The following is a 25,077-nucleotide window of genomic DNA, read 5'->3' as shown; positions in this document are numbered from 1 at the left end:
AATGGAAGGCCGGTTGAAGGGCAAAGTCGCGCTGATCACCGCGGCGGGCAACGGGATCGGGCGCGCTGCCGCGCTACGCTATGCCGCGGAGGGTGCGCGGGTGATCGCGACCGATATCGATGCGGGCGCGCTGGCGGGGCTGGACCGGTGCGAGCAGCACGCGCTCGACGTCACCGACGCGGCGCAGATCGCGGCGCTGGTCGGTGAGATCGGGCGGATCGACGTGCTCGCGAATATCGCGGGGATCGTTCACGCGGGGACGATCCTCGACATGAGCGATGCTGAGTGGGATCAGGCGATTGCGATCAACATGACCGCGATGATGCGGACGATCCGCGCTGTGCTGCCGGGGATGCTGGCGGCGGGCGGCGGCGCGATCGTCAACATGTCGTCGATCGCCAGCTCGGTGAAGGGCATCCCCAACCGCTTCGCCTATACCGCGACCAAGGCGGGGGTGATCGGGATCACCAAAGCGGTCGCGGCTGACTTCGTCGGGCAGGGCATCCGCTGCAACGCGATCTGTCCGGGGACGGTCGACACGCCGTCGCTCCAGCAGCGGCTGCGCGATACCGGCGACTATGAGGCGGCGCAACAGGCGTTTATCGCGCGGCAACCGATGGGGCGGCTGGGGCGCGCGGAAGAGATTGCGGCGCTGGTCGCCTATCTGGGCAGCGACGACGCCGCCTTCACGACCGGCGCGGTGCATGTCATCGACGGCGGCTGGGTCAATTGAGGAAAAGCGCATGAAGCTGGTACGTTACGGGGCGTTGGGCGCCGAGAAGCCGGGGATGGTCGATGCCGACGGTCAGGTCCGTGACCTGTCGGCGCATGTCGCGGATATCGCGGGGGCGGCGCTAAGTGATGCCGAGCTGGCGCGGCTCGCCGCGATCGATCCGGCGTCGCTGCCGGTGGTCGCGGTCGACCGCTATGGCCCGTGCGTCGGCGCGGTCGGCAAGTTCCTGTGCATCGGGCTCAACTATTCGGACCACGCCGCAGAGACCGGCGCCACCGTGCCGACCGAGCCGGTGATCTTCACCAAGGCAACCAGCGCGATCATCGGCCCCGACGACAATGTCGAAATCCCGAAGGGCTCGACCAAGACCGACTGGGAGGTCGAACTGGGGATCGTGATCGGCACCGAAGCCCGCTACGTCGACGAGGCCGATGCCGAGCGGCATATCGCGGGCTATTGCGTCATCAACGACGTATCGGAGCGCGCCTTTCAGCTTGAGCGGCAGGGGACGTGGGACAAGGGCAAGGGCTGCGACACGTTCGGGCCGATCGGGCCGTGGCTGGTGACGCGCGACGAGGTTGCCGATCCGACCGCGCTGGGCATGTGGCTGGAGGTCAACGGGCATCGCTATCAGGACGGGTCGACGTCGACGATGGTCTACAAGCCGGCGTTTCTCGTCAGCTATGTCAGCCAGTTCATGTCGCTGCAGCCAGGTGACGTGATCTCGACCGGCACCCCGCCGGGCGTCGGCATGGGCCAGAAGCCGCCGGTGTTCCTGAAGGCGGGCGATGTGATGGAATTGGGGATCGAAGGGCTGGGGCAGCAGCGCCAGAGCGTCGTGGCGTACAAGGCGTGACCGAGCGCCACGTCCTGCTGGTCGATATCGCCGACGAGCCCCAGGCGGTGGCGGCCTATGAGGCGTGGCATGCCGCCGGGGCGGTCCCCGCGCCGATCGTCGCGAGTATCCGGGCGGCGGGGATCGTGGCGATGGACATCTATCGCACCGGCGGTCGGCTGGTGATGGTGATGGAAACCGACGCGACCTTCGACGCCGCGCGCAAGGCGGCGGCGGATGCTGCAGATCCCGAAGTGCAGGCGTGGGAGGCGAAGATGGACGCCTATCAGCGACGTCTGCCGTGGGCCGAACCAGGGATTAAGTGGGTCGCGGCGCGGCGCATTTTCTCGCTGGCGGAGCAGTAGTTCACCCGTCGTCCCGGACCTGATCCGCCACCCCGCTTTTTGCGGCCCGCGTGATGAAGAAGCGGGGTTCCGGGGCGAGCCCGGGACGATCGGAGTTTACCGTCACCCCCGCAGGCGCCCCTCCAGCAAATCAAGCTCGCGGGTCAGCTTGCGGCCGGTCTCGCTGCCGATTGCGCGGGCGCGCTCCAGCCGAAACACCTCCTCGCGCTCCGCCCGGATCGCCGCCAGCCGCAGAAGTTGATCGATGCGCTCGTTCTGCTGGATCACCGCCAGTTCGGGCTCGCCGTCGACGCGGACGCGAATACGCTCGCGGTACAGGTCCATGATCCGTGTCGCCGCCTCGGCATAGACGTCGACGTCGTCGCGGTCGCGCGACAGGTCGTGTTGCGCGCCGTCGACCGCTCGGATCGCGGCGCGCGCCGCTGCGACACGGGCGCGATTTTCCTCCCCTTGTTTCGAGGGCTCGGGCGGGAGGGCAAGGCCACGTAGCACCAGCGGCAGCCCAATGCTTGCCGCGACCAGCGAGACGATGATGACGCCGGCGGCAAGTGCGACCGCGAGATCGCGCGCCGGGAAGGGCGATCCGTCGCTCAGCGCGAGCGGCAACGTGAGAACGCCGGCCAGCGTGATCACCCCGCGCACCCCGGCGAGCGACATTGCGGCAAACACGCGCCAATCCGGGCTGCGCAACGGGGAATCGTCCACCCCGCGCCGCAGCACCGTCAACCGGAATGACACCCACACCCACAAGAAACGCAGGCCGGCGAGCACCGCGACAATCGCCAGCACGTACAGCGCCAGCCACCACGGGCTGTCATGGTTGGTCAGCTTCACGGTCTCGCGCGCGCCGGCGATGATGCCTGGCAATTGCTCACCGAGCAGCACGAAGATGATGCCGTTGAGCGCGAACTGGATCGTGTCCCACACCGAATTGCGGCGCATTCGCGTGGCGGGAAGCGCCTGTCGGGACAGCTCCGCGAAGGTCATCGTCACGCCCGCCGCGACGACCGCGAGGATGCCGGAGGCGTGGACATGCTCGGCGGCGATATAGGCGATGAACGGGATCAGCAGGCTGACCAGAACCTGTGACCCGGTATCCTCGCCGAAGCGGCGCGATACCCACGCCTTTGCACGTGTGATCGACAGCGTCGTGACGACGCCGATCGCGATCCCCGCTGCCGCAAGCCAGATGAAGCTGGCGGCGGCATCAGCGAGCGAGAAGGCGCCGGTGAGCGCGGCGGCGATCGCGAAGCGCAGGCAGACGAGCCCCGACGCGTCGTTGAGCAGCGCCTCGCCTTCGAGGATGTGCATCATGCGGCGTGGGATCGGTACACGTGCGGCGATCGCGGACACCGCAATCGGATCGGTCGGCGAGACGACGGCGGCAAGCGCGAATGACACCGCGAGCGGCATCGCGGGGATCAGCCAGTCGATGAAGAAGCCGACGCCGACGACGGTGGTCAGGACCAGCCCGAGCGCCAATTCGACGACGGCCGGCACGTCCTTTAGCAGTTCGTCCTTGGGGATGCGCCAGCCGTCGATGAACAGCAAGGGCGGCAGGAAGACGATCAAAAAGACTTCAGGGTCGAGCGTTACGCGCAGGTCCGCCGCCATGCCGATCGCTGCGCCGAAGGCGATCTGGACGAGGGGAGCTGGGATATTGATCGGGAGAATGCGCGTGATCGCGCCGCTGACGACGACGGCGAAGAGTAACAACAGGACGACCGAGACGACTTCCAAGGCGAGCAACCTCCTTCGAGACGCGAATGGAGGGGAGATCGCCGGAAGTGGCGCGAGGCGCAACCGCTCATAGCGCTGATCTGGGTCGATGCGACGTTTTGTCTCGGGAACGCCACGTTGTTGCGAGTGCAACGAAGGAACCCAGGGTCGGATCAGGACGCCTTGGATTGCTTCGCTGCGCTCGCAACGAAGGTGTCACCCCAGATCAAGTCCGGGGCGACGGAAGGCTCAGCTCATCAGTTCGACCGCCATCGCAACGCCTTCGCCGCCGCCGATGCACAGCGACGCCACGCCGCGCCGCTGGCCAGTGGTCTGCAGCCCGCCAAGCAAGGTGGCGAGAATGCGTGCGCCCGAGGCGCCGATCGGATGGCCGAGCGCGCACGCGCCGCCGTTGATGTTCAGCTTCTCGTGATCGAGCGCGAGCTCTTGCATCGCCACCATCGCGACGCACGCGAACGCCTCGTTGACTTCCCACAGGTCGACGTCGCCGACTGACCAGCCCGTCTTCTCAAGCGCCTTGCGCATCGCGGGGACGGGCGCGGTGGTGAAGCGCGCCGGGGCGTGGGCGTGCGCGGCGTGGCTGACGATCCGTGCTACGGGTGTGATCCCGAGCTTTTCGGCGACCGACAGGCGGGTCAGGACCAGCGCCGCAGCGCCGTCGGAAATCGACGAGGCATTGGCGGCGGTTACGGTGCCGTCCTTGCTGAAGGCGGGGCGGAGCGACGGGATCTTGGCGGGATCGCTCTTGGTCGGCTGCTCATCGGTCGCGACGGTGACGACGCCCTTCCGCCCCTTTACCTCGACCGCGACGATCTCGCGATCGAATGCGCCCGACGCCTGCGCCTTCTGCGCGCGGGTCAGCGACGCGATCGCGAATTCGTCCTGCGCCTCGCGCGTGAATTGATACTCGCGCGCGGTGTCGTCGGCGAAGACGCCCATCGCGGTGCCGGTCTGATAGGCATCCTCGAGCCCGTCGAGCGCCATATGGTCGAACAGCCGGTCATGCCCGAAGCGCGCGCCGCCGCGATGCGCCTTCGAGAGATACGGCGCGTTGGTCATGCTCTCCATGCCGCCCGCGACCAGCAGGTCGATCGAGCCCGCGCCCAGCGCCTCGGCACCGAGGATCGCGGCCTGCATCCCCGATCCGCAAACCTTGTTGAGCGTCGTCGCCTCGACATGCTCGCCAAGGCCCGCGCCGATCGCGGCCTGTCGTGCCGGTGCCTGGCCGACACCCGCCGACAGAACATTGCCCATATAGATCCGCTCGATCGCGGCGGCATCGACACCGGCGCGCTCGACCGCGGCCCTCACCGCCGCCGCGCCCAGTTCGCTGGCCGACAAAGCGGCGAGACTGCCTTGCATCGAGCCCATCGGGGTGCGCGCATAGGACAGGATGACGATGGGATCGGTAGCCATGATTCCGCGGTTCCTCGCTTGATCTCGATCGGCGTGTAAGCGCTCGTGCGGCAGGGCGCAAACGACTACGCCAACCTTTATGCCGCCTCTCCACGAAGCCCTGAAATGGTATGCGGCAGCAAGCGGCGTCGCGGCGGCGTTCATGGTGTCGCTCGACAACGGTCGGCGCGTGACGGGCTGGGGGATGGCGATCTTCGTCACATCGTCGATCGCGTGGATTACCGGCGCGTGGCTGACCGGCGACGAGCCGCTGGGCGCGCAGAATTGCGTGCTGCTCGGCATCAACAGTTTCGGCGTGTATCGGTACCTGATTCGCAAGCAGGGCTGAGACGGTGGATGTGGGTGACGGCGTTTGGCGTGCTGGGTGCCATCATCGGCAGCTTTCTGGCCACGATCGCGATCCGCTGGCCACAGGGACGATCGGTAAAATACGGGCGTTCGTCGTGTGACGGTTGCACCAGAACCTTGCGCGGGAGCGAGTTGGTGCCGCTTTGGTCGTGGCTGGTCACGCGCGGGCGATGCCGGACATGCGGCGCAAGGATCGATCCGCTCCACCCGCTGATCGAGGCCGGCTGTGCGCTGGTCGGCATGGCGGCAGCGCTGGTCGCCCCGCCGGCGATCGCGCTGGCGGGTGCAGCGTTCGGATGGCTGTTGCTGGTTCTGGCGGTGATGGACGCGCGTGACTTCTGGCTGCCCGATCCGCTTGTGACGGCGCTGGCGCTGGTCGCGGCGGCGGGGGCGTGGGTCGCGCCACCTGCGCTCGGCGAGCGACTGATCGGCGCGGCCGGTGGGTTTGCGGTGCTGTGGGCGATCGGCGCGGGCTATCGACGCTGGCGCAGGCGCGAGGGGCTGGGCGGGGGTGATCCGAAGTTGTTTGGCGCGATCGGGCTCGCGCTCGGGTGGCGAATGCTGCCGGCGGTGCTGCTGGTGGCAGGGCTGGTCGGTCTCGGCTGGGTGGTGTTCCAGAAGGCACGCGGGCAGGCGGTCGCCGCCGACGACGCGCTGCCGCTCGGGACGCTGCTGGCGATCGCGGCTTACCCGGCGTGGCTGCTCATGGTAGGCATGGCGGCATGAAGTTCGCGTTTCTGCTGCTCGCGGCGCAGGTGGCCGCGCCATCCTCCGGTATCGACGGACTGCCGATCGGCGCGCTGCCGCAACAGGCGCTGCCGGCGCGGGGCTGTGCCGCCTATCTCTTCTCGACCGGCACGACGCGAACGCTGGCGGCGATGGCGACCGCCGACCCGGGAACACTGCGGCTGTCCGTCGACGGCAAGATGATCGACCTGCCGCGTACCGGGGCGACCGGCAACGCACAGCTCGGCCTCAACGCGGAGAGCGTCTACCGGCTGGGCGATATCGTCGCGACGGTGCAGATGACCGTGGAGTTGCGGCAAAACCTGACCGCGGGGGCGGCGGTGCCGGTGGCAACGCTGCGGCTGGATCGCGACGGTCGCGACACGGTGGTGGTGCCGCTCGCGGGGCTGGTCGGCTGCGCCGGCTAGCCAGAAACGAAAGCGCCCGGCGGAACGTGTCCACCGGGCGCCACCTTGCTCAGCCTAGTGCGAGGAGGTGATTTCCTCCTTCAACCGCAGTTTCTGCTTCTTCAGTTCCGCAAGCACGATCGTATCGGGCACGGGACGTTGCGACTCGGCGGCAATCCGCTGGTCGATCGTCGCATGCTTGGCCTCCAGGGCCGAGATGTGCGCGGTCTGCATGGCAGTCTCCTTCGTGGTTGAGAGGGAAAGGAAGGAAATCACGAAATGGGACATATGTCCCGTGACTTTTGCTTTCACGCGATCATCTGCGACTTTCGTACGACGGGTCGCGTCGATCGGATGCGGCGGCTATGCAGGCGCGACTCGGGGGCGGGAGTGCGGGCGATGAACGACATGGGCGATGATGCGGCGGTCGCGACGCGGCTGGAGACGTTGCGCGTCGAGCATCGCGACCTCGATGCCGCGATTGCCGCACTGGCGGAAGGCGGCGCGTCCGACCAGTTGCAGCTCATGCGGCTAAAGAAGCGCAAGCTGCGGCTGCGCGACGAGATCGCGCTGCTCGAGGATCAGATGATCCCCGATATCATCGCCTGACGGGCAGCACCAAAAACGGTGCATTTCGGGACGGTTTGACGGGTTCCCGACGATGGAAACGTGATGAACGCGCTTGGCGGTCGCCGACCGGTCGTGGCAAGGACGCCGACATGGCCGAGCACGCGCATGATCCACGATTGCACCGCCGCCTGATCGATTCCTTCTACACGGAGGCGATGGTGCTGGCCGACGAGGCGCGGCATTATTTCGACGAAGGCGGACGCGTGGAGCGTGAGGCGCTGCCGCCGATGGAGCGCGTGGCGTTCAGTTGCGAGTCGCTGAAGGTGACGACGCGTCTGATGCACGTCATCGCCTGGCTTCTGACGCAACGCGCGATCGCGGCGGGTGAGCTGCCGGCGGCTCAGGCGCTCGATCCCACCCGACGGCTGGGGGAGTCGCCGGCCAGCGACCTGGACATGCTCGCACGCTTTCCGGCGCAGGCGCGCGGGCTGATCGGCGGCAGCATCGATCTGCACCGGCGTGTCGCGCTGCTGGATGCGGCGCACGCGCGCGAGATGCCGGTCGTCAGCCCGGCGCGCTCGATGCTCGACCGGCTCGCAACCGCTTTCTAGGGTCGCTCGGGCGCATCAGCGCGCCATCAATCGCTCGCGTGCGGCGCGATATTCTTCGGCCAGTTGCGCGACCCGCTCCGCGGCGGGAAGGATCGTCTCGATCGCGCCGATGCCCTGGCCCGAGCCCCAGATGTCGCGCCATGCCTTCGCCGCGCCGCCCGAGGCGAAGCTCATCGTCTTCAGATCACCCTGCGGCAGATTGTCGGGGTCGAGCCCGGCGGCGACGATCGAGGCGCGCAGGTAATTGCCGTGGACGCCGGTGAACAGGTCGGAATAGACGATGTCCGCGGCACGTCCATCGACGATCGCCTGCTTGTACCGTGCGTCGGCATTGGCCTCGTCGGTAGCGATGAACGCCGAACCGATATAGGCGAAGTCCGCGCCCATCGCCTGCGCCGCCAGCACCGCGTCACCGCTGGCGATCGCACCCGACAGCGCCAGCGGGCCGTCGAACCACGTGCGGATTTCCTGCACCAGCGCGAAGGGCGAGAGCCGGCCGGCATGCCCCCCCGCGCCGGCCGCGACCGCGATCAGCCCGTCGGCGCCTTTCTCAACCGCCTTGTGTGCGAAGCGATCGTCGATGACGTCATGGAGCGTGATCCCGCCCCAGGCGTGAACCGCCTGGTTGAGTTCCTCGCGCGCGCCAAGCGAGGTGATCGTGATCGGCACCTTCCACTTGGCGCAGACCGCCAGATCGGCCTCCAGCCGGTCATTGGACTTGTGGACGATCTGGTTGACCGCGAAGGGCGCGGCGGGGGCATCGGGATGCACGCGGTCGTGGGCGGCGAGTTCCTCGGTAATGCGCTGGAGCCATTCGTCGAGCATCGCGGCGGGGCGCGCGTTGAGCGCCGGGAACGACCCCACGATCCCCGCCTTGCACTGCGCGATCACCAGATCCGGGTTGGAGATGATGAACAGCGGCGAGCCGATGATCGGCAGGCGCAGGTGCGACAGGAGCGGGGGGATCGACATGGCAACGGGTTATGTGGGGCGAGTCAGGGTGTGGCAAGGTTGACGCCACGTCACGCCAGACAGGTTTTTCGTCATGCCGCGCAATTGAGAACGCAGAACCGCTGACGTTGCGGTTCTCGGGAAGACCTGCGCGTCTGGTGCCCGCCCGGGCCGGGAGGACGGATGGACTATTCCACCCGTTCCAACCCCTCGGCTGCTGCTTGCGCATTGGCGACATAGTGCGCCGCCGACACCCTGAGCCCCGCGATGGTCGCATCATCCAGCTCGCGCACCACGCGCGCCGGGCTGCCGACGATCAGCGAGCGTGGCGGGAAGACTTTGCCTTCGGTGACCAGCGCGCCGGCGCCGACGATACAGTCCGCCCCGATTACCGCGCGGTTGAGGACGATCGCACCCATACCGATCAGCGTGCGGTCGCCGATCGTGCAGCCATGAAGCACCGCGTGATGGCCGATCGTACATTCCGTGCCGATCGTCAGCGGCGCGCCGGGATCGGAATGAAGCATCGCGCCTTCCTGCACGTTGCTGCGCGCGCCGACCGTTATCGTGGTGTTGTCGCCGCGGATCACCGCACCGAACCAAATACCGACATGCTCGCCGAGCACGACGTCGCCGATCACATCGGCGCTGGGCGCCACCCAGGCGGAGGCGGGTCGGGTCGGGCGGTGACCCTTGAAGGCATAGAGCGGCATCGCTTCTCTCCCTGATGTCCCGTCGCGACACATGGACGCCGACGGTCGGCTGTAGCCGGAATCGTAAACAGCGCGTTAAGACCTGGCTATGCAACGCCGATTGGTCCTGACGAACGAGGGTGCCGGACACCCCTTCCGCCGCACCCTGCCGCCGCCGCCCGTCGCTACGGAGGCGGAGACCGGGGATCATGACGTGCGACTGTTCCTGCTCAGCTTCGCGGCGTTCTTCGTCACCTTCTCGACGATGATCTTCTAGGCGCTCAGTCGCAGGCGCGGTGCAGCCGCTGCGCGATCATCGCCGATACCACGCACATTCCCGCTACCAGCAGCAACAGCTGCGACGGCGTGACGCCGAGCGCGGTGATCCCGGCGACCGCAATCGAGCCGAACGTCATCGCGCCCGCGTTGACGACATTGTTCGCCGCAACGGTCCGCGCGGTATGGTCCTTGGTGACGGTCGTCGTCAGGAAGGCGTAAAGCGGCACCACGAACATCCCGCCGAAGATCGCGACGCCCAGCAGCGCGAGCAATACCAGCACCGCATGCGGCTGGCGGATGAAGGCGGCCATGTCGAACAGATGCCCTTCGGGTGCAGCGGTCCACAGCCCGACCACCCACCAGAACGCCAGTACCGTCAGGCCCATCGCAATCACTGACGCGGGCGAGAAGCGTGCTGAAATCTGCCCCTTCAACATCAGGTTGATGACCACCGATCCGATCGCGACGCCAATCGAGAACACCGCCAGCACGAGACTGGCGACGCTGGCATCGGCGGTCAGCACGTTCTTTACCAATGGCGGGAAGACGATGATCAGCACCGACCCGATCGTCCAGAAGAAGCTGATCGCGCAGATCGCCAGGAAAAGACGCGGGATGTGCATCGTCTCGGCGATCAGCCGCCATGAGGCACGGATCGGGTTGTAGTCCAGCACCAGCTTCGGCCCGAGCCGCGGCGCAGGCGGCACCGCGCGCGCGGTCAGCCAGCCGAGCAGCGCGACCGCGAGCGTCAGCACGGTGACGAGCAAAGGCGATTTGTAGACGAAGCCGGCCAGGATCGTGCCGAGCAGGATCGACAGATACGTCCCCGCCTCGACCAGCCCGGTGCCGCCGAGCACATCGTCCTCGTCGAGATGCTGCGGCAGGATCGCATATTTGATCGGGCCAAAGAAGGTCGAGTGCACGCCGAGCCCGGTGACCGCAGCGAGCATCAACACCAGCGGCAGCGTCACCGCGCCGGTGCGCGCCAGCATCAGCCCGGCTCCGCCGACCGCCATGATCGCGATCTCGACCGTCTTCACCAACCGGATGATCCGTGCCTTGTCGCTCGAGTCGGCGAGCTGCCCGGACAAGGCGGAGAGTACGAAGAACGGCAGGATGAACAGCGCCGCGGTCAGCGCGTTGAAGAAGCTCTCCTGCGTTTCGTCGGCGAAGATCTCATAGGTGGCGAACAGCACCATCGAGGTCTTGAACAGGTTGTCGTTGAAGGCGCCGAGGAATTGCGTGGTGAACAGCGGCAGAAAACGCCGCCGCTTGAGGAGCCCGAGGGCATTGATCATAACGCGGGACCGGGCCCCCGGATTGTTGGCAATTCGCCGAGCCATAGCGGCTGGACCGTCACGATCCAACGTTGATTTTCGTGTGACAGGCGCTTGCGCTGCCCGCGTGACAGGTCCACGTCGCCACCATGCTGTCCCTGCCCAACATCCTGACGCTGTCGCGGATCGTCGCGGTGCCGCTGCTGGTGGCATTCCTCTGGTGGCCGAGCTGGCGGTTCGGGTTCGGGGTCGCCTTCGGCCTCTACTGCCTGATGGGGATCACGGATTATTTCGACGGCTATCTGGCGCGCGCGCAGGGGACGGTATCGAAGCTGGGCGTGTTCCTCGATCCGATCGCCGACAAGATCATGGTCGCGGCGGTGATCCTGATGCTGGTCGGCACGCGGCACGACGATGTCGCCGCGATCACAGGGGTGCATATCATCGCCGCGCTGGTGATCCTGCTGCGCGAGATCGCGGTCAGCGGGTTGCGCGAGTTCCTTGCCGGGCTGCAGGTGTCGCTGCCGGTGTCGCGGCTGGCAAAGTGGAAGACGACGTTGCAGCTCGTCTCGCTGGGCGGGCTGATCCTTTCGGGGGCGTTGCCGGGTGAGGGGTGGATCAAGGTGGCGAGCCTGGCCAGCCTGTGGGGCGCGGCGGCGCTGACGATCGTGACCGGCTGGGATTATCTGCGGGTCGGTTTGAAACACATGGACTGAGGGGGCAGAGCCCTCCGCTGTTTGTACCGAGGAGAGGCTTAGTTTGTCGAAGCCTCGTCTCCACGAATGCTTCGAGACGGCATTTCGACAGGCGCAATGCCTCCTCAGCAGGAACGGAACGTTGGGACGCCGATGAAACTACTCTATTTCGCCTGGGTGCGCGAACGGATCGGCCTAGCCGAGGAAGACGTTGCGCCGCCGTCCGACATCGCCACCGTCGCCGATCTGGTCGCGTGGCTCGTCCCGCGCAGCGCGGGTCATGCCGCCGCCTTCGCCGATCCGGCGCGGCTGCGTGCCGCGGTGGATCAAGCGTTCGTGCCGCTCGACACGTCGATCGCGGGCGCGCGCGAGGTCGCGATCTTCCCGCCGGTGACGGGCGGATGATCCGCATCCTCGTCGCGCGCGATCCCATCGACATCGCCGGCGAGTTCGCCCGGCTGGAGCAGGACGGGGCGGTGGCGACCTTCACCGGGCTGGTGCGCGCCGACGACGGCGTCGCGACGCTGGAGCTGGAACATTATCCGGGGGCGACCGAGGCGGCGCTGACGCAATTGGCGGAGGATGCGACCGCGCGCTGGTCGCTGACGGCGGCGACGATCGTCCATCGCGTCGGCGCGATGGCGCCGGGCGAGCGGATCGTGTTCGTCGGTACCTGTTCCGCCCATCGCGCGGCGGCGCTCGACGCCTGTGCGTTTCTGATCGACCGGCTCAAGACCGATGCACCGTTCTGGAAGCGCGAGACCGTCGACGGCGTCTCGCGCTGGGTCGAGGCGCGCGCCGCCGACGATGACGCGGCGGCGCGCTGGCGCTGATTACCGCGGCAATTCCCAGCGGATACGATCGGTGAATGTGCCGGCGATCGCCGTCCCGGAATCGTCGCGCGCCGGCGTGAAGCGGGCACGGCGCTGGTAGAGGCGGCACGTCGCCTGATCCAGCGAGGCATGGCCGCTGGGCGCGGTCACCGTGCAGGATTCAACGCGGCCGTCGGCACCGATTCGCATCGAAATGCCGACCACTCCTTCCTCTTCGGCGCGCAACGCCGAGGGCGGATAGTCGTCGGTGCTGATCCAGTCATTGCGGTTGCCGCGCGCGAGCACGCCGCTGGCCTTGCTGACCGTTGCGGGTTGCGCGGGCGGGTCAACCGTCACGGTGCCGCTGCCGAAGTCGACCGGCGGCATCGGCGGCGTGATGACCACCACGTTGTCGCTGTTGGTCCGAGTGGTCACGACCGGTGTGACGGTAGTGAGTGGTGGCGTGGTCGTGGCCGGCTGTTGTGGCGCGACTTTCTCGAGCTTGGGCGGCGTCATCTCGGGAGGCGGCGGGGTTTCGATCGGAATGTTGGTGGTGATGAACGGCTTCGACACCGACTGGACGAAGCTGGCCGCCATGCCGCTGATGAAGACATAGCCGATCAGGCCGTGGATTGCGGCGACACCCGCGATCGTGGTGAAGCGCCGTGAATTGTCGATCCGATTTGCATAGGCCATGCGACCAACCTCCCGACCGGAGGCGCCACGACGGACACATTGCCCGACGAACGACGAGCTCCAGATCGCGATGCTGCGCCGACTGCGACTGCGCGTCAATCGCGGCGGTGATTCATTCAGGCCGCCGCCTTCAGCACCTCGCCGAGCAGGTGAAAGTCGCGTTCGCGCGGGGAAGCGCGGCGCCAGACCAGCGCCAGCGTACGGACCGGCGCGGCGGCGTCGAGCGGTCGTGCGACGACCCTGGTGTGATCGAGGATGCCGGCGTCGAGCGCGATCTTGGGCAGCATCGTAACACCCAGCCCATTGTCGACCATCTGCACCATCGTATGCAGCGAGGTGCCGAGCATCGTCGCCTCGGCGCGCAGCTCGGCGCGGTTGCACGCCGCCAGCGCATGTTCCTTCAGGCAATGCCCGTCCTCGAGCAGCAGCAGCCGTGTTTCGTCGATCTCGTCGGGGCGCACCGCCGACAGATCGGAGGGCATTTCGCCTTCCGGGAAGGCGAGGAACAGCCGGTCGTCGAACAGCTTGAGCGCCGTCACCTCGCCGCAGGCGTAGGGCAGCGCGAGCAACACGCAATCGGTGCGGCCGTTGTGCAGTGCCTCGCACGCCGGGCCGCTGGGTTCCTCGCGGAGATAGAGCTTCAGATCGGGATAGTCGCGCCGCAGTCGCGGCAATATGCGCGGGAGCAGGAACGGGGCGATGGTCGGAATCACGCTCAGCCGCATCTCACCCGACAGGGGGCGACCGGCGGCGCGGGCGAGATCACCCAGTTCCTCCGCTTCGCGCAGCACGACTCGCGCCTTGGTCGCGATCTGCTCGCCGAGCGGGGTGAAGCGCACGACGCGCCGGGTGCGCTCGACCAACGTCACGCCGATCAGCGTCTCCAGCTCACGCAAGCCCGCCGACAGCGTCGACTGGGTGACGAAACACGCTTCGGCCGCACGCCCGAAATGACCGTGATCCTTCAGCGCGACGAGATATTGCAATTGCTTGAGCGTCGGCAGGTAGGTTGCGGCCATTCATCGTCTCCGTCGATCACCGGGGATGGAATAGACGATTTGCTCGATCAAGCGAAGCCCCCTATATCAGCTTTGCAACGAGAGGCGGCGCGGCGACGCGGCCCCGGCAGAGAGGATGACTGGAACTCCGCATTCACAACAGGAGCCAGACATGCTGACCATCGGCGATACCTTCCCCGCCATCACCGTCCCCGTCCAGCAGGGCACGAGCGCGCTGCCGAACGGCGAGACGCTTGACCTGACCACTGCCTATCCGGGCAAGTGGAAGGTGCTGTTCTACTGGCCGAAGGACTTCACTTTCGTCTGCCCGACCGAGATCGTCGGCTACAGCCAGATCAAGGGCGACTTCGAGGATCGTGACGCGGTTTTGATCGGCGCGTCGACCGATACCGCGCACGTCCACCTCGCCTGGCGCAAGTCGGACCCGGATCTGGCCGCCGCCGACTTCCCGTGGCTGGCGGACAATGGCCGCAAGCTGGCCGACGCGCTGGGCATCGTCGACAAGAACGAGCATGTCGCGTTCCGCGCCACGTTCATCGTCGATCCCGACAATGTCATCCAGGCGGTGCAGGTCAATGGCCTGAATGTCGGTCGTAACCCGGCCGAGACGCTGCGTGTGCTCGATGCGCTGCAGACCGACGAACTGTGCCCGTGCAACTGGAACAAGGGCGACGACGTCCTGCAGGTCGCGGCCTGACATCTTACTCCCTCTCCCCGCCGGGGAGAGGGCCGGGGTGAGGGGCCGGGGGCTCATCGAGGCCATCCTCTCTGCGAGACATCTGCCCCTCACCCAACCCTCTCCCCGACGGGGAGAGGGCTTGTCTCGCGTGCGCCCTAACGAAAGAGAAACATGGCTCTCAAGGAATTCGCGGGCACGTTGCCCGATTTTGCCAAGGACATCCGCCTCAACGTCGGCTCGCTGCTGAACGAGACGGTGCTCAACGACCAGCGCAAGTATGGCACGTTGCTCGCCTGCGCGCATGGATCGGGCTACAAGCCGCTGGTCGAGGCGACCGAGGCCGAGGTCGCGGACAAGCTGTCGCCCGAGGCGGCGACCGCGGCGCGCGCCGCGGCGGCGGTGATGGCGATGAACAACGTCTATTATCGTTTCACCCACCTCGCCAGCAACGAGGAATATAGCCGGATGCCGGCCAAGCTGCGCATGAACGTGATCGGGGCGCCGGGGATCGACAAGGTCGATTTCGAGCTGTTCAGCCTGGCGGTCAGCGCGATGAACGGCTGTGGCATGTGCATCGACAGCCATGAGCAGGTGCTGAAGAAGGCAGGGGTTACCGCCGAGGTGATCCACACCGCGGCGCGCATCGCCTCGGTGATGAAGGCCGTCGCGACGGTCCACGCGGTCAGCGCTTAATCGACGGCGTCATCCCCGCCGTTGCGGGGATGACGGGCGTGTCGGTTACATCAACACCGCGCGGACGAAGCCATAGGTGCTGGTGATCGTCAGGACGGTTCCGACCATCACCAGCATCACCTTCATCGGGATGCGCTTGGCAAAGAACGCGCCGAGCGGCGCGGCGAACACGCCACCGATCAGCAGACCGACGGTGGCGGTCGCGAAATCCTTGATTCCGAGATTGTAGATGAACGTCGCCGAGACGACGGCGGTGAGGAAGAACTCGACCGCGCTCACCGTTCCGACGACCTTGCGCGGCTCGACGCCCTGCACCAGCAGGTTCGAGGTGACGATCGGCCCCCAGCCACCGCCGCCTGCCGCATCCATGAAGCCGCCGAGCAGCCCGAGCGGCTCGACCACCTTGGGCTTGCTGACCTTGGGCGGGAACATGAGCCCGCGCACCAGCAGATAGATGCCGATGATGACGAGATAGGCGAGCACGAAGGGCTTTACGACCGCGCCGTCGATGTTGGTCAGGACATAGGCCCCGGCCACCCCGCCGATAACCCCGGGAACGAGCAGGCGGAGGAACAATCCCTTGTCGATGTTGCCGGTGATGGCGTGGCTGAGACCGGAAATGGCGGTCGTGAAGGTCTCGACAATATGGACGTTGGCGGAGGCGCGCGCCGGGGGCAGCCCGATGACCGCGACCAGCAGGGTATTGCAGATGACGCCGAACGCCATGCCGAGGGCCCCGTCGACCAACTGCGCGCCGAAGCCCACGGCGATGAAGGGCCACAATGCCGAAAAATCCAGATGCGTCAGCGCTTCCATCCAATCTCCCCAGCGCGATCGTCGGATCGCTCGCGCTCTTCATGGGTCATATCCCATAAGCGCAATAGGAAAATACGGTTTCTCGATTGATAGCGCTGCTTATGGAAACGCGCGTCATGACGCTCTATCTTGCGGCGAGAAGAAAAGGGAACGCGGATGTCGCGACTGACCAAGTATCTGGATTCGATCCGTGCGCGTGATCCGGCGCCACATTCGCGTCTTGAAGTACTGACCTATCCGGGCGTGTGGGCGCTGGCATGGCACCGGGTCGCGAACCGCCTGTACCGTGCCGGTTTTTACCTGCCGGCACGGATCGTGAATCATTTTTCGCGTGCGTTGACCGCGATCGATATCCATCCCGGTGCCACGATCGGGCGCAATTTCTTCATCGACCATGGCTTCGTCGTGATCGGCGAGACCGCGGAAATCGGTGATGACGTCACCATCTATCAATGCGTGACGCTCGGCGGCACCAGCCCCGACAATGGCGTTGCGGGCAAGCGCCATCCGACGATCGCAAACGGTGCGATCATCGGATCGGGCGCGCAGGTGCTGGGGCCAATCACGGTCGGGCCGCGCGCGCGGGTTGGGGCCAATGCGGTGGTCACGCGCGACGTGCCGGCGGGTGCGGTGATGGTCGGGATACCGGCGCGGCCTACAGTGGTGGAGGGGGGAGCTGCGCCGGAGCCGCGCTTCGTTCCTTACGGCACGCCCTGCCGCGAGCTGTTCGACCCGGCGACGCAAAAGGTCGAAGCGCTGCGTTGTGAATTGGAAGCGATGAAGAAGCGGCTGGACGCGCTGATCGAGGAGCAGCAGGACGGAAGGCCGGCGCAGGAGCGTGACCGCGCCTGATGGGGATTGTCACACCCTTTCCGGGCGGTGCCGGCCAGCCGGGCCAGGTGGCGTTCGACCGCGCGGAACTGATGCGTATCCTTGATCTCTATGGCCGCATGGTCGCGGCGGGGCATTGGCGCGATTACGCGATCGATCTGGGACGCGAAGCCGCGGTGTTCTCGGCGTTTCGTCGCGCGACAGAGCGACCGGAGTTCCGGGTCGAAAAACGGCCTGCGCTGCGCAATCGACAGGGCATGTGGGCGCTGGTCGGTGAGGCGGGGCAGGTGGTGCGGCGCGGGCATGAACTCGGGCCGGTGCTCGCCCCCGTCGAGCGGCGACTGATGAAGCTCGTCGAAGAATAGCTTCCGCTCGCAGCGCCGCTACCGTGTGGACTGCAGTGTCTGACCGATCAGCATTGCCTGTTCGGTGCCGGACCCAGGGACGATCTCGCCGGTACGATCGGTGATCGCAGCCCAGCGGTGCGCCACGCCTTCGGGTGAGAGGTCGTCGCCTTCGAGTGCCACGCCGGGCGTGAGCGTGATGTAGCTCGCCTGCACCACGCCAGCGCCCGCGCCGACGATCTGCCCGGATGGCGCGTGCTCGCTGACCAGATAGAGTGCGGCGGGGGCGACCTTTTCGGGAGCAAAGGCGACGAAGGCGGCATCGGGGAACAGTCCCTCGGTCATACGGGTGCCGGCAGTTGGCGCGATTGTGTTGACGCGGATGTCGTTCCTTGCGCCCTCCAGATGGAGCGTGCGCGCGAGGCCTGCGATGCCGAGCTTGGCAGCGGCGTAATTGGCCTGCCCGAAATTGCCGAACAGTCCGGAAGATGACGAGGTCATCAGCACGCGGCCGTAGTTCTGGGCGCGGAACGTCTCCCAGCACGCCTTGGTGGCATAGGCGCTGCCGAGCAGGTGAACCTGCACGACGAAAGCGAAGTCGGCCGGGTCCATCTTGGCGAACGACTTGTCACGCAGCACGCCGGCGTTGTTGATGAGGATATGGACGCTGCCCCATGCCTCGGTGACCCGCGCGACCATCTCGACCATCTGATCGTAATCGGCGACGCTGGCGCCGTTTGCCATTGCGGTGCCGCCGGCGGCGCGAATTTCCTCGACAACGGTCAGTGCGGCATCGGAAGCGCCTTGGCCGCTGCGATCGGCGCCGAGATCGTTGACGACGACACGCGCGCCGCGCCTGGCGAGTTCGAGCGCATAATGTCGTCCCAGGCCGCCACCTGCTCCGGTGACGATGGCGACGCGATCATCGAAACGGATCGACATGGAAAAGGCGCTCCCTCCTGAACGGACGAAGCGCCTTCCATACCTAATCATCGAACGGGTGCAATGCCCGTCCGAACCCTATCGGCTTAGCGGCGGCGGCGCGGCGCCTTGCGCGCGTCGCTGGCCTGCATGCAGCCGTCATACTGACCCTTCTTGCAGATCGGGTAGCTTTCCTTGGCGGCGGGTGCCGGGAACGCCTGCGACGGCGAAGGAGCGGGCTGGAAGCGGACGGTCGCGCCCGGCTGCGGCGTGCCCGAAACGGCCGGCTGCGACGGCTGGTAGCCCCCGGCGCTTTCGGTACCCATGCTGCCACCCGACTGCGGCGTCATCGCGCCACCGGCCGGCGGGGTCATCGGCGCGTTGGCTTCGGGGGCGGGAGCCGCGGGATCGGCCTGCGTCATCGGTGCCGTGGCGTCGGTCTGCGGTGCGGCGGCCGGGTCGGCGGACATGCTCGGGTCCGCGGTTGTGGCCGGCGCTGCGCCGGTATCAGGCGCGGTCGTGGTCGTCTGCGGGGTATCCTGCGCGATCGCCATCGTCGGGATGGCAATCACGGCCGCTGCCGCGAGAAGAATGGCCTTCATCTTGTCTTTCTCCTGCCGTGTGCGTTCGGTCAGAAACGCGGTTTTATCACGCGGTCCGGGCAACGCCCCACGACAGAAAAAAGGTCCATTGTTGCGAAAGCGAAAAGACTCAGTTTCCGGTGTCGAGCGCGTAACCCGCTGATCTTACGGTGCGAATGATGTCCGGGCGGCCACCTTCGTTGATCGCCTTGCGTAGGCGGCGGATATGGACGTCGACCGTACGGCTTTCGATATCGCTGTCATGCCCCCAGACACTGTCGAGCAGGCGTTCCCGCGAGAAGACGTGACCGGGATGTTCGAGGAAATGCTTGAGCAGTCGGAATTCCGTCGGCCCGAGCGCGACCACGTCGCCGCCGCGGCGCACCTTGTGGCCGACCGTGTCCATTTCCAGATCGGCGTAGGTGAGCTGCTCGCCGGCCAGTGCGGGACGCACGCGGCGCAACACCGCGCCGACACGTGCCACCAATTCGCGCGGCGAGAACGGCTTGGTGACGTAATCATCCGCGCCGGTTTCAAGCCCGCGGACGCGATCTTCCTCCTCACCGCGCGCGGTGAGCATGATGATCGGCACGTTCTGGGTCTCGGCGGCGCGCCGCAGCCGACGACAGACCTCGATTCCCGAGATACCCTCGACCATCCAATCGAGCAGCACGATGTCGGGCGGTGTTTCGCGGGCGAGCAGCAACGCCTCCTCGCCGTCGATCGTGTGCTGAACGTCGAAATGCTCGCGGGTGAAATGCCACACCAGCAGCTCGGCGAGGCTGGCGTCGTCCTCCACCAGCAACATGCGGGCCTTGGCCATCAATCAACTCCTCTTTCGCGTTCCACGAGCCGCACCCCGGTTGCGGCAAAATAGACCATCTCGGCGACGTTGGTGGCGTGATCGCCGATCCGCTCGAGATTCTTGGCGACGAACAGCAATTGCGCGCATTCGCTGATCGTCTTCGGGTTTTCGACCATGAAGGTGACCAAGGTGCGAAAGATGCTGTCGTAGAAATCATCGAGCGCATTGTCGCGCTCGCACACCGCCAGCGCCGCTTCGGGATCGCGCGCGGCGAAGGCGTTGAGGACGTCATGCACCATCGCGGCGGCCATCCGACCCATGGCGGGGAGGATCGACAAGGGCTCAATCCGATGCTCGCTTTCGATCCGCGGCACGCGGCGCGCGATGTTTTTGGCATAATCGCCGATCCGTTCGATCACGCTGGCGATCTTCAGCGCGGCGACCACTTCGCGCAGGTCGTCGGCCATCGGCGCGCGCAAGGCGATGATGCGGACCGCGGTGCGCTCGACCTCGGTTTCCATTGCGTCAATACGCTTGTCGTCGGCGGCAATCCGCGCGGCGAGCGTGGCGTCGCCGCGTTGCAGCGCGATCATCGCGTCGGCGATCGCGCTTTCGGCAAGTCCGCCCATCTGCGAGATCAGCCCGCGCAACTGGCCAATGTCCTTGTCGAACGCCTTGACCGTATGTTCCTGCGTATTGCCCATGCCTGCGATCCTTAGCCGTAGCGGCCTGTGATATAGTCCTTCGTGCGATCCTGCCGTGGGTTCGTGAAGATATCCGACGTGTCGCCGTATTCGACGAGCTGTCCGAGGTGGAAGAAGGCGGTCCGCTGGCTGACGCGCGCGGCCTGCTGCATGTTGTGGGTCACGATCACGATCGCGTAGCGGCCGCGCAGTTCATGGATCAATTCCTCGATCTTCGCGGTGGCGATCGGATCGAGCGCGGAGCACGGCTCGTCCATCAGGATCACCTCCGGGTCGACCGCGATCGCACGTGCGATGCACAGCCGCTGCTGCTGGCCGCCCGACAAAGCCGTGCCACTGTCGGAAAGGCGGTCCTTGACCTCGGCCCACAGCCCGGCGCGGGTCAGCGAACGTTCGACGATCTGCGCCAGATCGGCCTTGGAACGTGCGAGCCCGTGAATGCGCGGGCCGTAGGCGACATTCTCGAAGATCGATTTGGGGAAGGGATTGGGCTTCTGGAAGACCATGCCGACACGGGCGCGCAGCTGCACGACATCCATCGCCTTGGCGTAGATGTCCTCGCCGTCAAGCCGCACGTCGCCCTCGACCCGCGCGCCGGGGATCGTGTCGTTCATACGGTTGAGCGTGCGCAGGAATGTCGACTTGCCGCAGCCCGACGGGCCGATGAATGCGGTGACGTCCTCGCGCCGCACGTTGATCGACACGTCGCGGATCGCCTGCTTGCGCCCGTAAAAGACGTTGACGCCGGTGGCAGTCATTTTCGGCGCGGCGTTGCTCATTTCCAGCGGGTCTCGAAACGGTTGCGAAGGTAGATGGCGAGGCCGTTCATGGTGAGCAGCACCACCAGCAGGACGATGATCGCGGCGGAGGTCTTCTCGACGAAGCCGGTCTGCACGTCGTCGGACCACAAGAAGATCTGCACCGGCAGCACGGTGGCGGGATCGGTCAGGCGACCGGGCGGGGCGGCGATGAACGCGCGCATCCCGATCATCAGCAGCGGCGCGGTCTCGCCGAGCGCGCGCGCCATGCCGATGATCGTGCCGGTCAGAATGCCGGGCAATGCGAGCGGCAGGACGTGGTGGAAGACGACCTGGATCGGCGAGGCACCGAGCGCGCGGGCGGCGTCGCGGATCGACGGCGGCACGGCGGTGATCGCGTTACGCCCGGCGATGACGATCACCGGCATCGTCATCAGCGCGAGCGTCAGCCCGCCGACGACCGCGCCGGAGCGCGGCATGTGGAACGTGCCGAGGAACACCGCCAAACCCAGCAATCCGAAGATGATCGACGGCACCGCGGCAAGATTGTTGATTGAGACCTCAATCAAATCGGTCCAGCGGTTTCGCGGTGCATATTCCTCCAGGTACAAGGCCGAGAGCACCCCTATCGGGAAGGCAAGTGCCAGCGTGACGATCATCGTCAGCAGCGAACCCTTGAGCGCGCCCCAGATACCGGCGCGGGTTGGGTCGGTGGCGTCAGCGCCGGTGAAGAAGCTGACGTTCAGCCCACGCGACAGATGCGCGCCGAGTGCCGCGACGACGGCCTCGCTCTCCTGAGTCCCGACGCCCTTGTACGCCATGTCAATCCCGGTCGCGACCGGGACGTCGATCGTGGTGGGGGTGGCAAGCACTTGCGGGTCGCGCTTGATGGCATCGCGGACGCGGAGCCATGCGCCGTCCGACAGCAGCGTGGCGCCGCCCTGCGTGGGGTAGGCGCGATCGGCGGCGGCATCGACCGCATTCTCCAGCCCGGCCCCCGCCAGCGCGAGATCTGCCGTGGTGCCGGAGAGCTGCGCGGGGCTGACGACGACGCGCGTACGAAGGTCGAGCGGGAGCGCGAGGCGGGTTTCGGTGAAGCCGCTTGCCCCCTGCACGATCATCGTGGCGAGCAGATAAACGAGGAACGCCGCCGAGGCGAACACCGCTGCCGCGCCCATCAGGCGAAAACGACGCTCTGCCGCATAGCGACGACGGATGCGGCGCTGCATCTCGGGCGTCTGCCAGTCGGTCGGCTGGCGCGGGGAGGGGGCGGCGCGCCTATTCATAGGCTTCGCGGTAGCGGCGCACGACGATCAACGCGACAACGTTGAGCAGCAACGTGATGACGAACAGCGTCAGCCCGAGCGCGAAGGCGGCGAGCGTCTTGGCCGAATCGAACTCGGCTTCGCCGGTGAGCAGATCAACGATCTGCTTGGTGACGGTGGTGGTGCTGGCAAACGGGTTGAGCGTCAGCGAAGCGACCCCCGATGCGGCCATGACGACGATCATCGTCTCGCCGATCGCGCGGCTGACCGCGAGCAGCACGCCGCCGACCACGCCGGGCAACGCGGCCGGGACGAGCACGTGGCGGATCGTCTCCGAACTGGTCGCACCCATCGCCAGGCTGCCGTCGCGCATCGAGGCGGGAACCGCGGAAAGCGAGTCATCGGCCATCGAGGAGACGAACGGGATGATCATCACCCCCATTACCACCCCTGCAGCCAGCGCGCTTTCCGACGACGCCCAGCGGACGCCGAGCGCGACGCCGAGGTCGCGAACGGCGGGCGCAACGGTCAGCGCGGCGAAATAGCCGTAGACCACGGTCGGTACGCCCGCGAGGATCTCCAGCATCGGCTTTATCCAGCGGCGGGTGGTCTGATGGGCATATTGGGTCAGGTAGATTGCGCTCATCAGCCCAAGCGGGACAGCGACCGCCATGGCGATGATAGCACCGATGAAGAACGTGCCCCAGAACAAGGGTATCGCGCCCAGTGAAGCGCCGGGATCGCGGGCGTCGATCACCTGCGGGCTCCAGTGCGTGCCGAACAGGAATTGCGTGATTGGGACGATCTGGAAGAAGCGCGCGCTCTCGACCAGCAGCGAGGCGATAATTCCGACCGTCGTGAGAATCGCGATCAGCGAGGCGACGAGCAGCAGCCCCATCACGACCCGCTCCACCTGCGATCGCGCGGAGAACCCAGGACGCACGCGGAGGAAGGCGACCGCCCCCCCTGAAAAGGCGAGCAGCAGCGCGATCGTGGTGGCGGTCCAGTCGTAGCGCGACTGCGCCGCGGCATAAGCGGGAGCGAGCCGTTCCGATAACGGATGAAATGCCCCCCAGGCGTCGCCATTGGCAAGATTGCGGGCTTCCGACAGGATCGCGGCGCGGTCGAGCCCCGGCGGCGGCAGCGCCGCGGCCATCGGGGTGGCGAGGACCGCATCGGTGACCAGCGCCGGCGCGACCGAATGCCAGATCGCGAGGAACACCAGCGCGGGCAGCAGCGTCCACATCGCCACGTACCAACCGTGATGCTGGGGCAGCGAGCTGAACCGGCGCGCCGGGCTGCTGCGGAAGCGTGCGGCGCGGGCGCGGGCAACGACCCAGCCGATCAGGCCGAGTGCCGCGATCAGGAACAGGAGCGCTAGCGCCGACATCAGTGCAGCTCGCGTGGATCAAGCGCCGTTTCGTTGGCGATGATCGCGGCGGCGCGACGCTGGACCGGCAGCGGCGCGGCGATCAGCCCGCGCTTTACCAACGGACCACTCGTCCCCCACAGGACAGCGTATTGGCGTAGGAACGCGCGCAGACCGGGGATGGCGCGCAGATGGGCCTTCTTGACGTAAATGTACAGCGGACGCGCGCCCGGGTAGGCGCCGCTGGCGATGGTCGCATAGGTGGGGGCGACGCCGTTCAGCGGCACGCCGCGCACGACGCCGGCATTCTGCTCCAGATAGCCATAGCCGAAGATGCCGAGCGCATTGGGATTCGAGCGCAGCTTCTGGACGATCAGATTGTCGTTCTCGCCGGCATCGACATAGGCGCCGTCCTCGCGGAGCCGCTGGCAGCGGGTGGCGAAGGCGTTGGGATCGCGTTCGTGCAGTCCGATCGTATCGGGCTCGACCGCTTCGCAGCCTTTGGCGAGGACCAGCTCGGCAAGCGCGTCACGGGTGCCGCTGGTCGCGGGCGGACCATAGACCTGGATCGGGGTCGCGGGCAGCGCCGGATTAACGTCGCGCCACAGCCGCGCCCGGTTGCGCTGGCCGAGCGGAGCGGCGGCGAGCGCGCGGTAGATGTCGGCCGGTGTCAGCGCCATGCCCGGTCCTTGCAGCGCCTCGGCAAAGGCGATGCCGTCGATGCCGATCTGTACCTCAAGGATCTGGTCGACCCCGCGACGCGCGCATTCGGCATATTCGCCGCGTCGCAGGCGGCGGGAGGCGTCGACAAGATCGGGGTGCGCGGCACCGATCCCGGCACAGAACAAGCGGATACCCGCGCCGGTGCCGGTCGATTCGATCACTGGCGGGCGGGCGTGCGGCGTGGTGGCAAGGAAGCGCTCTGCCACGATCGTCGTAAATGGGTAGACGGTGGAGGATCCGACCGCGCGGATCTGGTCACGCGAACCTGCGCCGCCGCCCGCCGCCTGATCGACGCACGCCGCCAGCCCGCCCGCCAACGCGAGCGGCAGCATGGCTGCAAGCGCCTGAACGAAGCGCGACATGGATCCCCCGCACGGGCGTTCGCCAACACGGCAGCCCTCATGCAGCGCGCCGTG

At 66.8% G+C, this 25,077-nt stretch carries 33 protein-coding genes; 16 read left to right on the top strand and 17 right to left on the bottom strand.

Features of this window, described 5'->3' with window-relative positions; translation table 11 throughout:
- Position 1: 1 nt before the first annotated feature.
- From ACI2JO_RS00900 to ACI2JO_RS00890, 3 genes are read left to right on the top strand one after another with little or no spacing between them, the layout of a single operon-like run.
- The gene (locus ACI2JO_RS00900; RefSeq protein WP_404718881.1) at positions 2-733 is read left to right on the top strand and encodes an SDR family oxidoreductase; all 732 of its coding nucleotides are present in this window, start codon (positions 2-4) and stop codon (positions 731-733) included.
- A gap of 10 nt (positions 734-743) precedes the next feature.
- Positions 744-1,589 carry a fumarylacetoacetate hydrolase family protein gene (locus ACI2JO_RS00895; protein WP_404718880.1) on the top strand — a complete coding sequence of 282 codons (846 nt, stop codon included), beginning with the start codon at positions 744-746 and terminating at the stop codon, positions 1,587-1,589.
- Positions 1,586-1,933, top strand: a complete 348-nt coding sequence (locus tag ACI2JO_RS00890; RefSeq protein WP_404718879.1) for an L-rhamnose mutarotase — start codon at positions 1,586-1,588, stop codon at positions 1,931-1,933. Before ACI2JO_RS00895 ends, ACI2JO_RS00890 begins: the two co-directional genes overlap by 4 nt.
- 102 nt (positions 1,934-2,035) lie before the next feature.
- Here ACI2JO_RS00890 and ACI2JO_RS00885 read toward each other — a convergent pair whose 3' ends face one another.
- The gene (locus ACI2JO_RS00885; RefSeq protein WP_404718878.1) at positions 2,036-3,673 is read right to left on the bottom strand and encodes a Na+/H+ antiporter; all 1,638 of its coding nucleotides are present in this window, start codon (positions 3,671-3,673) and stop codon (positions 2,036-2,038) included.
- A gap of 228 nt (positions 3,674-3,901) precedes the next feature.
- Positions 3,902-5,089: a thiolase family protein gene (locus tag ACI2JO_RS00880; protein WP_404718877.1), complete on the bottom strand. Its 1,188-nt coding sequence runs from the start codon at positions 5,087-5,089 to the stop codon at positions 3,902-3,904.
- 79 nt (positions 5,090-5,168) lie between these two features.
- On the opposite strand from ACI2JO_RS00880, the gene ACI2JO_RS00875 reads away from it, so the two are divergent.
- Genes ACI2JO_RS00875 through ACI2JO_RS00865 form a run of 3 tightly spaced genes read left to right on the top strand, consistent with a single transcriptional unit; the run spans position 5,169 to position 6,591 of the window.
- Positions 5,169-5,417: a hypothetical protein gene (locus ACI2JO_RS00875; RefSeq protein WP_404718876.1), complete on the top strand. Its 249-nt coding sequence runs from the start codon at positions 5,169-5,171 to the stop codon at positions 5,415-5,417.
- An 8-nt stretch (positions 5,418-5,425) separates the two neighbouring features.
- Positions 5,426-6,163 carry a prepilin peptidase gene (locus ACI2JO_RS00870; RefSeq protein ID WP_404718875.1) on the top strand — a complete coding sequence of 246 codons (738 nt, stop codon included), beginning with the start codon at positions 5,426-5,428 and terminating at the stop codon, positions 6,161-6,163.
- Positions 6,160-6,591 carry a hypothetical protein gene (locus ACI2JO_RS00865; RefSeq protein ID WP_404718874.1) on the top strand — a complete coding sequence of 144 codons (432 nt, stop codon included), beginning with the start codon at positions 6,160-6,162 and terminating at the stop codon, positions 6,589-6,591. The genes ACI2JO_RS00870 and ACI2JO_RS00865 overlap by 4 nt, the downstream gene beginning before the upstream one ends.
- Before the next feature lie 54 nt (positions 6,592-6,645).
- On the opposite strand, the gene ACI2JO_RS00860 is transcribed toward ACI2JO_RS00865, so the two are convergent.
- A complete protein-coding gene (locus tag ACI2JO_RS00860) occupies positions 6,646-6,804 on the bottom strand; it encodes a YdcH family protein (RefSeq protein WP_159759275.1) in 159 nt (52 codons plus the stop codon).
- Positions 6,805-6,969: 165 nt separating this feature from the next.
- On the opposite strand from ACI2JO_RS00860, the gene ACI2JO_RS00855 reads away from it, so the two are divergent.
- Both ACI2JO_RS00855 and ACI2JO_RS00850 read left to right on the top strand, forming a co-directional pair.
- A complete protein-coding gene (locus ACI2JO_RS00855) occupies positions 6,970-7,179 on the top strand; it encodes a DUF465 domain-containing protein (protein WP_404718873.1) in 210 nt (69 codons plus the stop codon).
- Positions 7,180-7,289: 110 nt separating this feature from the next.
- Positions 7,290-7,751, top strand: a complete 462-nt coding sequence (locus ACI2JO_RS00850) for a DUF1465 family protein (protein WP_404718872.1) — start codon at positions 7,290-7,292, stop codon at positions 7,749-7,751.
- A gap of 15 nt (positions 7,752-7,766) precedes the next feature.
- On the opposite strand, the gene ACI2JO_RS00845 is transcribed toward ACI2JO_RS00850, so the two are convergent.
- Together ACI2JO_RS00845 and ACI2JO_RS00840 are read right to left on the bottom strand one after the other, a co-directional pair.
- On the bottom strand, positions 7,767-8,723 hold the full coding sequence (locus tag ACI2JO_RS00845; protein ID WP_404718871.1) for an NAD(P)H-dependent flavin oxidoreductase: 957 nt from the start codon (positions 8,721-8,723) through the stop codon (positions 7,767-7,769).
- 167 nt (positions 8,724-8,890) lie between these two features.
- Positions 8,891-9,415: a gamma carbonic anhydrase family protein gene (locus ACI2JO_RS00840; protein ID WP_404718870.1), complete on the bottom strand. Its 525-nt coding sequence runs from the start codon at positions 9,413-9,415 to the stop codon at positions 8,891-8,893.
- A gap of 88 nt (positions 9,416-9,503) precedes the next feature.
- On the opposite strand from ACI2JO_RS00840, the gene ACI2JO_RS00835 reads away from it, so the two are divergent.
- Entirely contained in the window at positions 9,504-9,671 is a 168-nt protein-coding gene (locus ACI2JO_RS00835; protein WP_404718869.1) for a hypothetical protein, read from the top strand.
- Positions 9,672-9,675: 4 nt separating this feature from the next.
- Here ACI2JO_RS00835 and ACI2JO_RS00830 read toward each other — a convergent pair whose 3' ends face one another.
- Positions 9,676-10,971 (bottom strand): MFS transporter, encoded by a 1,296-nt coding sequence (locus ACI2JO_RS00830; RefSeq protein WP_404718868.1) that lies wholly within the window; start codon positions 10,969-10,971, stop codon positions 9,676-9,678.
- Between the two features lie 128 nt (positions 10,972-11,099).
- On the opposite strand from ACI2JO_RS00830, the gene pgsA reads away from it, so the two are divergent.
- The 3 genes from pgsA to ACI2JO_RS00815 all read left to right on the top strand — a co-directional run bounded on the left by pgsA (position 11,100) and on the right by ACI2JO_RS00815 (position 12,478).
- Positions 11,100-11,666, top strand: a complete 567-nt coding sequence (gene pgsA / locus ACI2JO_RS00825; RefSeq protein ID WP_404718867.1) for a CDP-diacylglycerol--glycerol-3-phosphate 3-phosphatidyltransferase — start codon at positions 11,100-11,102, stop codon at positions 11,664-11,666.
- A 132-nt stretch (positions 11,667-11,798) separates the two neighbouring features.
- The gene (gene moaD / locus ACI2JO_RS00820; protein WP_404718866.1) at positions 11,799-12,050 is read left to right on the top strand and encodes a molybdopterin converting factor subunit 1; all 252 of its coding nucleotides are present in this window, start codon (positions 11,799-11,801) and stop codon (positions 12,048-12,050) included.
- Positions 12,047-12,478 carry a molybdenum cofactor biosynthesis protein MoaE gene (locus ACI2JO_RS00815; RefSeq protein WP_404718865.1) on the top strand — a complete coding sequence of 144 codons (432 nt, stop codon included), beginning with the start codon at positions 12,047-12,049 and terminating at the stop codon, positions 12,476-12,478. Before moaD ends, ACI2JO_RS00815 begins: the two co-directional genes overlap by 4 nt.
- Here ACI2JO_RS00815 and ACI2JO_RS00810 read toward each other — a convergent pair whose 3' ends face one another.
- The gene (locus ACI2JO_RS00810; protein WP_404718864.1) at positions 12,479-13,153 is read right to left on the bottom strand and encodes an energy transducer TonB; all 675 of its coding nucleotides are present in this window, start codon (positions 13,151-13,153) and stop codon (positions 12,479-12,481) included.
- Between the two features lie 116 nt (positions 13,154-13,269).
- Positions 13,270-14,172, bottom strand: coding sequence for a hydrogen peroxide-inducible genes activator (locus tag ACI2JO_RS00805; RefSeq protein ID WP_404718863.1), 903 nt, complete (start codon positions 14,170-14,172; stop codon positions 13,270-13,272).
- A gap of 151 nt (positions 14,173-14,323) precedes the next feature.
- Between ACI2JO_RS00805 and ACI2JO_RS00800 the strand changes: the two genes are divergently transcribed.
- Complete coding sequence (locus ACI2JO_RS00800) at positions 14,324-14,869, top strand: peroxiredoxin (RefSeq protein ID WP_184032813.1); 546 nt, start codon at positions 14,324-14,326, stop codon at positions 14,867-14,869.
- Positions 14,870-15,022: 153 nt separating this feature from the next.
- Positions 15,023-15,544 (top strand): carboxymuconolactone decarboxylase family protein, encoded by a 522-nt coding sequence (locus tag ACI2JO_RS00795; RefSeq protein WP_404718862.1) that lies wholly within the window; start codon positions 15,023-15,025, stop codon positions 15,542-15,544.
- Between the two features lie 45 nt (positions 15,545-15,589).
- On the opposite strand, the gene ACI2JO_RS00790 is transcribed toward ACI2JO_RS00795, so the two are convergent.
- Positions 15,590-16,360, bottom strand: a complete 771-nt coding sequence (locus ACI2JO_RS00790; RefSeq protein ID WP_404718861.1) for a sulfite exporter TauE/SafE family protein — start codon at positions 16,358-16,360, stop codon at positions 15,590-15,592.
- Positions 16,361-16,516: 156 nt separating this feature from the next.
- On the opposite strand from ACI2JO_RS00790, the gene epsC reads away from it, so the two are divergent.
- Together epsC and ACI2JO_RS00780 are read left to right on the top strand one after the other, a co-directional pair.
- Positions 16,517-17,212, top strand: a complete 696-nt coding sequence (gene epsC, locus ACI2JO_RS00785; RefSeq protein WP_404718860.1) for a serine O-acetyltransferase EpsC — start codon at positions 16,517-16,519, stop codon at positions 17,210-17,212.
- Positions 17,212-17,556, top strand: coding sequence for a DUF2794 domain-containing protein (locus ACI2JO_RS00780; RefSeq protein WP_404718859.1), 345 nt, complete (start codon positions 17,212-17,214; stop codon positions 17,554-17,556). Before epsC ends, ACI2JO_RS00780 begins: the two co-directional genes overlap by 1 nt.
- A gap of 18 nt (positions 17,557-17,574) precedes the next feature.
- On the opposite strand, the gene ACI2JO_RS00775 is transcribed toward ACI2JO_RS00780, so the two are convergent.
- The 8 genes from ACI2JO_RS00775 to ACI2JO_RS00740 form a co-directional block, all read right to left on the bottom strand.
- Positions 17,575-18,477, bottom strand: coding sequence for an SDR family NAD(P)-dependent oxidoreductase (locus ACI2JO_RS00775; protein WP_404718858.1), 903 nt, complete (start codon positions 18,475-18,477; stop codon positions 17,575-17,577).
- An 86-nt stretch (positions 18,478-18,563) separates the two neighbouring features.
- A complete protein-coding gene (locus ACI2JO_RS00770; protein WP_404718857.1) occupies positions 18,564-19,058 on the bottom strand; it encodes a hypothetical protein in 495 nt (164 codons plus the stop codon).
- Positions 19,059-19,167: 109 nt separating this feature from the next.
- A complete protein-coding gene (phoB, locus tag ACI2JO_RS00765) occupies positions 19,168-19,860 on the bottom strand; it encodes a phosphate regulon transcriptional regulator PhoB (protein WP_404718856.1) in 693 nt (230 codons plus the stop codon).
- Entirely contained in the window at positions 19,860-20,546 is a 687-nt protein-coding gene (phoU, locus tag ACI2JO_RS00760; RefSeq protein ID WP_404718855.1) for a phosphate signaling complex protein PhoU, read from the bottom strand. Before phoU ends, phoB begins: the two co-directional genes overlap by 1 nt.
- An 11-nt stretch (positions 20,547-20,557) precedes the next feature.
- Entirely contained in the window at positions 20,558-21,325 is a 768-nt protein-coding gene (gene pstB / locus ACI2JO_RS00755; protein WP_404718854.1) for a phosphate ABC transporter ATP-binding protein PstB, read from the bottom strand.
- Entirely contained in the window at positions 21,322-22,590 is a 1,269-nt protein-coding gene (pstA, locus tag ACI2JO_RS00750) for a phosphate ABC transporter permease PstA (protein ID WP_404718853.1), read from the bottom strand. Before pstA ends, pstB begins: the two co-directional genes overlap by 4 nt.
- Positions 22,583-23,959, bottom strand: coding sequence for a phosphate ABC transporter permease subunit PstC (pstC, locus tag ACI2JO_RS00745; protein ID WP_404718852.1), 1,377 nt, complete (start codon positions 23,957-23,959; stop codon positions 22,583-22,585). The genes pstA and pstC overlap by 8 nt, the downstream gene beginning before the upstream one ends.
- The gene (locus ACI2JO_RS00740; protein WP_404718851.1) at positions 23,959-25,023 is read right to left on the bottom strand and encodes a substrate-binding domain-containing protein; all 1,065 of its coding nucleotides are present in this window, start codon (positions 25,021-25,023) and stop codon (positions 23,959-23,961) included. Before ACI2JO_RS00740 ends, pstC begins: the two co-directional genes overlap by 1 nt.
- Positions 25,024-25,077: the final 54 nt, after the last annotated feature.

This window comes from Sphingomonas sp. NPDC079357, assembly GCF_044901155.1.
Taxonomy (GTDB): Bacteria; Pseudomonadota; Alphaproteobacteria; order Sphingomonadales; family Sphingomonadaceae; genus Sphingomonas.
The sequence above is the reverse complement of the archived record's forward strand: the minus strand, read 5'-3'. Positions and strand labels throughout refer to the sequence as shown.

Bases quoted from the DNA above. Each gene is read 5' to 3' on its own strand.
- ACI2JO_RS00870 (WP_404718875.1), top strand. From the start codon at position 5,426: ATGTGGGTGACGGCGTTTGGCGTGCTGGGTGCCATCATCGGCAGCTTT.
- ACI2JO_RS00900 (WP_404718881.1), top strand. From the start codon at position 2: ATGGAAGGCCGGTTGAAGGGCAAAGTCGCGCTGATCACCGCGGCGGGC.
- ACI2JO_RS00860 (WP_159759275.1), bottom strand. From the start codon at position 6,804: ATGCAGACCGCGCACATCTCGGCCCTGGAGGCCAAGCATGCGACGATC.
- ACI2JO_RS00800 (WP_184032813.1), top strand. From the start codon at position 14,324: ATGCTGACCATCGGCGATACCTTCCCCGCCATCACCGTCCCCGTCCAG.
- ACI2JO_RS00855 (WP_404718873.1), top strand. From the start codon at position 6,970: ATGAACGACATGGGCGATGATGCGGCGGTCGCGACGCGGCTGGAGACG.
- moaD (WP_404718866.1), top strand. From the start codon at position 11,799: ATGAAACTACTCTATTTCGCCTGGGTGCGCGAACGGATCGGCCTAGCC.
- pgsA (WP_404718867.1), top strand. From the start codon at position 11,100: ATGCTGTCCCTGCCCAACATCCTGACGCTGTCGCGGATCGTCGCGGTG.
- ACI2JO_RS00740 (WP_404718851.1), bottom strand. From the start codon at position 25,023: ATGTCGCGCTTCGTTCAGGCGCTTGCAGCCATGCTGCCGCTCGCGTTG.
- ACI2JO_RS00840 (WP_404718870.1), bottom strand. From the start codon at position 9,415: ATGCCGCTCTATGCCTTCAAGGGTCACCGCCCGACCCGACCCGCCTCC.
- phoU (WP_404718855.1), bottom strand. From the start codon at position 20,546: ATGGGCAATACGCAGGAACATACGGTCAAGGCGTTCGACAAGGACATT.
- pstB (WP_404718854.1), bottom strand. From the start codon at position 21,325: ATGAGCAACGCCGCGCCGAAAATGACTGCCACCGGCGTCAACGTCTTT.
- ACI2JO_RS00880 (WP_404718877.1), bottom strand. From the start codon at position 5,089: ATGGCTACCGATCCCATCGTCATCCTGTCCTATGCGCGCACCCCGATG.
- ACI2JO_RS00810 (WP_404718864.1), bottom strand. From the start codon at position 13,153: ATGGCCTATGCAAATCGGATCGACAATTCACGGCGCTTCACCACGATC.
- ACI2JO_RS00770 (WP_404718857.1), bottom strand. From the start codon at position 19,058: ATGAAGGCCATTCTTCTCGCGGCAGCGGCCGTGATTGCCATCCCGACG.
- ACI2JO_RS00845 (WP_404718871.1), bottom strand. From the start codon at position 8,723: ATGTCGATCCCCCCGCTCCTGTCGCACCTGCGCCTGCCGATCATCGGC.
- ACI2JO_RS00795 (WP_404718862.1), top strand. From the start codon at position 15,023: ATGGCTCTCAAGGAATTCGCGGGCACGTTGCCCGATTTTGCCAAGGAC.
- pstC (WP_404718852.1), bottom strand. From the start codon at position 23,959: ATGTCGGCGCTAGCGCTCCTGTTCCTGATCGCGGCACTCGGCCTGATC.
- ACI2JO_RS00850 (WP_404718872.1), top strand. From the start codon at position 7,290: ATGGCCGAGCACGCGCATGATCCACGATTGCACCGCCGCCTGATCGAT.
- ACI2JO_RS00775 (WP_404718858.1), bottom strand. From the start codon at position 18,477: ATGTCGATCCGTTTCGATGATCGCGTCGCCATCGTCACCGGAGCAGGT.
- ACI2JO_RS00815 (WP_404718865.1), top strand. From the start codon at position 12,047: ATGATCCGCATCCTCGTCGCGCGCGATCCCATCGACATCGCCGGCGAG.
- phoB (WP_404718856.1), bottom strand. From the start codon at position 19,860: ATGGCCAAGGCCCGCATGTTGCTGGTGGAGGACGACGCCAGCCTCGCC.
- ACI2JO_RS00895 (WP_404718880.1), top strand. From the start codon at position 744: ATGAAGCTGGTACGTTACGGGGCGTTGGGCGCCGAGAAGCCGGGGATG.
- ACI2JO_RS00865 (WP_404718874.1), top strand. From the start codon at position 6,160: ATGAAGTTCGCGTTTCTGCTGCTCGCGGCGCAGGTGGCCGCGCCATCC.
- ACI2JO_RS00780 (WP_404718859.1), top strand. From the start codon at position 17,212: ATGGGGATTGTCACACCCTTTCCGGGCGGTGCCGGCCAGCCGGGCCAG.
- pstA (WP_404718853.1), bottom strand. From the start codon at position 22,590: ATGAATAGGCGCGCCGCCCCCTCCCCGCGCCAGCCGACCGACTGGCAG.
- ACI2JO_RS00830 (WP_404718868.1), bottom strand. From the start codon at position 10,971: ATGATCAATGCCCTCGGGCTCCTCAAGCGGCGGCGTTTTCTGCCGCTG.
- epsC (WP_404718860.1), top strand. From the start codon at position 16,517: ATGTCGCGACTGACCAAGTATCTGGATTCGATCCGTGCGCGTGATCCG.
- ACI2JO_RS00790 (WP_404718861.1), bottom strand. From the start codon at position 16,360: ATGGAAGCGCTGACGCATCTGGATTTTTCGGCATTGTGGCCCTTCATC.
- ACI2JO_RS00875 (WP_404718876.1), top strand. From the start codon at position 5,169: ATGCCGCCTCTCCACGAAGCCCTGAAATGGTATGCGGCAGCAAGCGGC.
- ACI2JO_RS00835 (WP_404718869.1), top strand. From the start codon at position 9,504: ATGCAACGCCGATTGGTCCTGACGAACGAGGGTGCCGGACACCCCTTC.
- ACI2JO_RS00805 (WP_404718863.1), bottom strand. From the start codon at position 14,172: ATGGCCGCAACCTACCTGCCGACGCTCAAGCAATTGCAATATCTCGTC.